Annotated in this window: 2 protein-coding genes and 2 pseudogenes; 3 read left to right on the top strand and 1 reads right to left on the bottom strand. The window is 67.1% G+C overall.

Features of this window, described 5'->3' with window-relative positions; genetic code table 11:
* A pseudogene (locus tag F6S12_RS28890) lies at positions 1 to 2,902 on the bottom strand (cyclic beta 1-2 glucan synthetase); the annotation flags it as partial.
* 497 nt (positions 2,903 to 3,399) lie between these two features.
* Between F6S12_RS28890 and F6S12_RS28885 the strand changes: the two are divergent.
* From F6S12_RS28885 to F6S12_RS28875, 3 genes and pseudogenes are all read left to right on the top strand, one after another.
* Positions 3,400 to 3,783: a DUF2946 family protein gene (locus F6S12_RS28885; RefSeq protein ID WP_053152829.1), complete on the top strand. Its 384-nt coding sequence runs from the start codon at positions 3,400 to 3,402 to the stop codon at positions 3,781 to 3,783.
* A 118-nt stretch (positions 3,784 to 3,901) separates the two neighbouring features.
* Positions 3,902 to 6,070 (top strand): TonB-dependent receptor, encoded by a 2,169-nt coding sequence (locus F6S12_RS28880; protein ID WP_123430445.1) that lies wholly within the window; start codon positions 3,902 to 3,904, stop codon positions 6,068 to 6,070.
* Positions 6,071 to 6,123: 53 nt separating this feature from the next.
* Positions 6,124 to 6,404 (top strand): annotated as a pseudogene (locus tag F6S12_RS28875) (PepSY domain-containing protein); the annotation flags it as partial.

The following is a 6,404-nucleotide window of genomic DNA, read 5'->3' as shown; positions in this document are numbered from 1 at the left end:
CCAGGGCCGGGCCGACCCACATCCGCCGGTAGAGCTCCAGCAGGCTGTCATCGGGGCCGCGTTCGGCTTCCCGGGACGGTTGCCATTGCAGGCGATACTCCTTGCTGATGCTCATGCGCCATAGCGCGCGGCCCAGGGCACCCAGGCTGTAGGCCACCTCATGGGGCAGCCAGGCCAGGGGCAGCAGCGCCCGGGACAGGTGCTGGCCGGCTGTGCCCAAGGCGGCCACCAGATGTTGTTGCAGGGGCACATCCGGGGTCTTTTCCAGCAGCTCGCGAAAGGCCGCCGACAGTGGCAGCACCAGCAGCAGAATCAGCACCGCCAGGGTCCAGGCCACGGGGTGGGTGGCCCCCAGCCAGCCCCACAGCAGCATGCCCAGCAGGGCCATGGGCTCCAGGCTGCGGCGCAGGTTGTCGAGGATCTTCCAGCGCGCCAGGGGGCTCAGGCGATTGCTTTCCAGGCCTCCACCGGCCTTGGGCGACCAGGGCAGGAGCCACGGCAGCAGTTGCCAGTCACCGCGGATCCAGCGCTGGCGGCGCTTGACGTCGGCGCTGTAGCGGGCCGGGTATTCCTCGAACAGCTGCACATCGCTGAGCAGCCCGGAGCGGGCGTAGCAGCCCTCGATCAGGTCATGGCTGAGGATCCGGTTGTCGGCGAAGCGCCCGCCCAGGGTCTGCTCGAAGGTGTCTACGGCATAGATGCCCTTGCCGACGAAGGAGCCTTCCTGGAACAGGTCCTGATAGACGTCCGATACGGCGCGGGTATAGGGGTCGATCCCGGCGTCGCTGGCGAACAGCCGGGCATAGGCCGAACGGGCGGTGCTCGACAGGCTGATGCCGACCCGCGGCTGGAGAATCCCGTAGCCGCTGACGATGCGCCCGCTCAACGGGTCGGCCAGGGGCCGGTTCAGGGGATGGTCCATGGCCCCCACGCATTGCTGGGCCACGTCCCGGGGCAACTGGGTGTCGCTGTCCAGGGTGATCACGTAGGTGATTTCAGGCAGTGCCTGGATATCGCCGACGATCAGCGAAAAACGCTCCCGACCCCGGCCGCGCAGCAGGGCATTGAGGTCTTCGAGCTTGCCGCGCTTGCGTTCGTGGCCCATCCAGCAATGTTCCGCCGGGTTCCACAGGCGTGGCCGGTGCAGCAGGTAGAAGCGCTCCACGGCTTCTTCGGGGTACTTCAGGTTCAGCGCCTCGATCCGTTGCCGGGCCAGCATCAGCAGGCCGGCATCGGCGTCCAGGGTTTCGCTGGGGGCGTCGAGAAAGTCGCTGAGCAGGGCGAAATACAGCTGGGCGTCGCGGTTGGCCAGGAAGCGCACCTCCAGCCCTTCCACCAGCTCCTCGACATCCGCCGTGCAGCCGATCAGGCAGGGCACTGCCACCAGGGTCCGGGCTCGGGGAGCAATGCCTTCGCTGTAGTCCAGGCGCGGCAGGATGCCGGGGGCCACGGTCAGGGTCACCAGGCCGTTGATCAGGCCGATGGCCAGCCGGCTGGCGAGCAGCAGCGCCGGCACCGCCAACAGCCCCAGCCAGTAGTGGCCGGAAGTCGCTTCCTGATACAGGGCACTGAGGAAGGGCCAGGCGAACAGGGCCGAGAGCAGGATCACCGGCACCAGGAAAAAGCCCAGGGGCGCCTGGGTCAGCAGGCGGCGGCCACGTTCAGCCAGGGGGACTCGGGCGCCGATCTGCTGTTCCAGGGTGCGCCGGCCAGCGCCGATCAGGTAGTGACCGACGTGGCCGGCCACGGCTTCCGGCGCCTCGGCGCGGTACTGGGCGCGGGCCAGCTCGATGCACTGGCGGGCCACCTGTTCTTCACTGTGGCGGCAGTGCCGGGCCAGGCGTTCGAGCACATGGCGGTAATGGTCGCGGGTGGCGAAATCCATGCGTCGGTAGACCCCCGCGGGGTCCTGTTCCAGTACCTGTTCGACCCGGCTCATCAGCTCGACGAACTCGCGCCAGTTGCTGGCCGAGAGCAGGCGCAAGCTGGAGATGCTGTTGCTGATGGAGACCTGGTCGGCGGCCTGCTGCTGGGCGTCGAGCTGCACCAGGCGCTCGATGTTCAGCCCGGTTTCCCCCAGCAGTTGCTCGATCCAGGCCAGGGGCAGCACCAGGGCCGCGTTCTGTCCTTGCAGGCGACGCGCCAGCTCGGCGACGAAGGCGGCGGTCATGGGCGGTGCCGAGCGGGCCATGTCGGCCACCGCCAGCACCACGCTCTTGGCGTCCTGCTCGGCGGTTTCCATCAGGCGGTCGGCCCAGTCGTTGGCCAGGTTGCGTTCGCTCCAGTTGGCCATGACCCGGAAGGCCACCCGGCGCAGGTTCTCGATCAGGGCCAGGCGCAGCATGATGGGGATTGCCCATAGCTCGCCGAGCATCAGCGGGGTGACGCTCTGGTAGCTGTCGACGAAGCGCCCCAGGCTGTCGGTGTCGACCCGGCCGTCGCCGTGGGAAATGGTTTCCAGGGCGATGTCATAGACCCGCGGCAGGCCCGCCGACTGGCCGTTGGCCAGGCGCGGCAACTGCCGGCTGTAGCCCCGGGGCAGGTGGGTGCGGGTGATGCGGATCTGTTCTTCCAGCAGGTAGTAGTTGTCCAGCAGCCATTCCGCGGCGGGGGTGGCCCGGGGGGAGGCGTGGGTGGCGGCGGTCAGGCTCTTGCAGCAACTGGCCAGGGCGCTGGCGTTGTCCGCCAGGCGGGCCAGCAGCCAGTCCGGGGTGCGGCTCGGGCTCAGGCGATGCTGTTGCGCCAGCAGGGTGCCGTGGCGGGCCATCTGTTCAGTGCTGAACAGCTCCGAGCGCAGCGGCGCCTGGTATTCGACGCTGTTGCGCGAGGCCTTCCATTGGCCGTATCGGGCGGCGGGCAGCCGCCAGAACCTCAGGAATGCGTGGGTCCAATGACTGTCCATGTTTTCCTTGGCATAACAGAGCCGTCCCTCGGCACGGGGTGCGAGGGAGGGCCGGGAGCGGGGCGTGCGGTCAAATCGAGGCACCGTCGCGACGAGCGTGTCAGGCAAAAATCTGCAACCTTGAGGTTGCCGGGCAGAGGCGAGGGTTGTCTGTGCGCTGGGGCACATAGCCTGGCGATAAGGATGAAGGGTGACGCTGCTTGTAACCGCTGCCGAGCTTGCGAGGCTGCGACAAGGGCCGCAGGACCTTCAGCACTCTCAAGAGCGGCGCCTGCTTCGCAGTCGTTCGCAGCCTGCGGCGGCTACAGGGACCGTATGGGCTGGGAGCTGCTTTGAAGGTGAGGCGATGCGCCTTCTTTTTAGTTCTGGTCCGACACTGCACTCTTCGGGAGTCGGCTATAAAGCTCGCCACAACCTCACCGCTGGCAGGCCCATGAGTCTCGCTTGCCCTGCATGGGTGATTTTCCGCCGCTTTTTTCACTGTTAATCTTGCCGCCATGACCCATGCCTCCCCCCATCGCCCCCACATTGCCTGGACGCTGTATTTCTGCGTGCTGTTCAACGTGTTCGTCTGTGGCCTGGGCCACGGGCAGATGGCCGGGCTGGAGCTCAATGGCGTCGGCGGGCAATTCTGTTCCGCCATGGGCAACCCGGGCCCGGCCCTGGACGGCGACTTCAGCGATCAGGCCGCCGCCGGTGGATTGAGCACGTTCATGTGCCCATTGTGCTCGGCCGTGAGCCTGGGCATCGCGCTGCTGTTTTGCCTGGGCTGGATGCTGCGCCGCCAACGCCCGCCACGGCTGGGGGGCGAGCAGCGCAGCAAGGCACCGCCGCGCTCTTGCTGGCCTGCGCTCAATCCCCGGGCACCTCCTCTGGGCTGACTCGCTCCGGCGACCGTCATCGGCGGTCGCGCTTTCTCGTCCTCCGGCACTAGCTGCACGGTCGCTCCGGCGACTGCTGCCGGACGCTGTTCGATGATTTTTTTTCGAGTCCGAGTCCATGAAACACCTCAATCGCTCCCCCCACTGCGCGGCGCTGTGCTGCGCCCTGTCGTTCAATGCCCTGGCCGACTCCCCGCTGGAGTTGCCGCAGATGCGCATCAGCACCGACGAAGAACGCAAGGTCGGCCTGCAACTCGATACCCAGGGCAGCACCGGTTCGCGCCTGGGCCTGACGCCCCGGGAAACCCCGGCTTCGATCAGTGTGGTCAACCGCCAGCAGATCGAGCAGCGCGGCGCCGCCAATACCCAGGACATCCTGGCCAGCGTGCCGGGGATGAACGCGGCCTCGTCCCCCGGGGTGCCGGGCTTCGTGTCCTATCGCGGCTTCTCAGGGGCGCAGATCACCCAATTGTTCAATGGCATCAGCGTGCAGTACGACTCCATCGCCGCGCGCCCGGTGGACAGCTGGATCTACGACCGGGTCGAGGCCGTCGGCGGGCCGTCGAGCTTTCTCTACGGCGCCGGCGCGGTGGGCGGTTCGATCAACTACATCACCAAGCTGCCGTCGCGCACCGAGTCGTTCAATGAAGGGCGGGTCAGCTATGGCTCCTACGACAGCACTGAAACCTCCTTCGGCTTCAACCACGCGCTGAACGAGGGGGCCGGCCCGCGGCATTACGCGCGCCTGGACCTCAGCCACACCACCAGCAACGGTTATGTCGACCGTGAACAGCGCGACGCCTGGACCACGGCCTTCTCCCTGCTGACGGACTTCAACGACCAGCTGTCCCACACCCTGGCCTACGAGTACCAGGACGAGCGCGTCGACAGCCCCTACTGGGGCACCCCGGCGCTGAACCCGTTGGGGGGCAAGATGGAGGTGGACAAGAGCCGGCGCTTCGAGAACTACAACGTCCGTGATGGCCGTTACGAACAGCGGGTGCAGTGGTTGCGCTCGATCATCGACTATCAGGTCGATGACCGTACTTCGCTGCGCAACACCCTGTACCACTACAACGCCGACCGCGAATACCGCAACCTGGAGACCTACGCCTACAACAGCGACAACAGCCAGGTGGTGCGTTCCGGCATCCTGCTCCAGCGCCACGCCCAGGAGCTCAACGGCAACCGCTTCGAGCTGCTGCATCACAACACGCTGTTCGGCCTGGACAGCCAATGGTCGGCGGGCATCGACTACAGCCACAACGTGATGAGCAACTTCCCGCGCTCGGTGTCGGGCTCACTGCCCGGCGTTGATCCGGGCGATTTCGACCCGGGAAGCTTCTGGGACTTGCCCGGCATGCAGCGCGGCTTCGACAAGAACCGCCGCAACCAGGTGGACACCTGGGCCCTGTTCCTGGAAAACCGCCTGCAACTGAGCGAGCGCCTGTCCCTGCTCAGCGGCCTGCGCCACGACCAGATCGACCTGCAGGTGACCAACTACCGCGCCGTCACCGAGGCCAACCCGGCGTTCTTCCAGCGTAAATACCGCCCGACCACCGGGCGCCTGGGGCTGGTCTATGAGCTGACCCCGGCGGCCAACGTGTACGTGCAATACAGCACCGCCGCCGACCCGCCGGCGGGCATCCTGACCACCGCCAGCTATGGCCAGGTGCGCGACTTCGACCTGAGCACCGGCAACCAGTGGGAGGTCGGCAGCAAGTTCGATTTCCTCGACGGCCGCGGCTCGGCGACCCTGGCCGCCTACCGCATCGAGCGCAAGAACCTGTCCACCGCCGACCCGAGCAACCCCGGCAGCAGCCAACCGGTGGGGCAGCAGTCTTCCCGGGGCGTGGAACTGGCGGCATCGCTGCGGGTGACGCCCAGGCTGCTGGCCGAAGGCAACTTCGCCTACGTCGATGCCCAATACGACGAGTTCTATGAAAACGTCGGCGGGCGCCCGGTATCGCGCAAGGGCAACAGGCCTACCAACACTCCGGACAAGGTCGGCAACCTGTGGCTGACCTATGACCTGGCGCCGTCCTGGCAGGTGGGCAGCGACGCCCGCTACGTGTCTTCGATGTACGCCAATGCGGCCAACAGCCGCTACGCGCCGGCCTACACGATCTTCGGTGCCTTTGTCGGCTATCAGGTGAACGCCGATACGCGGATCACCGGGCGGGTGCGCAACCTCACCGATCAGGTCTACGCCCGCACCACCGCGCCGAGCCAGCTGTACCTGGGGGCGCCGCGGACCTTCGAACTGGCGCTGCAAACGCGCTTTTAACCTGAGCCAGCGGGGCGCCCGGTGGCGCCCCGCGCATCTGCGAGTTGCCCGTGATGAAGCGTTACCTGTACCTCTGGCACCGTTGGCTGGGCATCGTTGCCTGCCTGTTCATGGCCCTGTGGTTTATCTCCGGGGTGGTGATGCTGTATGTCGGCTACCCCAAGCTGACCCCGGCCGAGCACCTGGCCCACCTGCCGGTGCTGCAACTGGAGCCGGCCCCAGCCGACCTGGGGCAGGTGCTGCACGCCGCCGATCCGCACCAGCCGCCCACCCGCATCCGCCTGACCACGGTGGCGGGGCAGCCGCGCTACATCCTGGAATACCCCGGGCCGCG

This window comes from Pseudomonas sp. JV245A, from assembly GCF_032424515.1.
GTDB classification, from domain to species: domain Bacteria; phylum Pseudomonadota; class Gammaproteobacteria; order Pseudomonadales; family Pseudomonadaceae; genus Aquipseudomonas; species Aquipseudomonas protegens.
The sequence above is the reverse complement of the archived record's forward strand: the minus strand, read 5'-3'. Positions and strand labels throughout refer to the sequence as shown.

Excerpts from the sequence above, each read along its gene's own strand:
- F6S12_RS28885 (WP_053152829.1), top strand. The coding sequence starts at position 3,400 with ATGACCCATGCCTCCCCCCATCGCCCCCACATTGCCTGGACGCTGTAT.
- F6S12_RS28880 (WP_123430445.1), top strand. The coding sequence starts at position 3,902 with ATGAAACACCTCAATCGCTCCCCCCACTGCGCGGCGCTGTGCTGCGCC.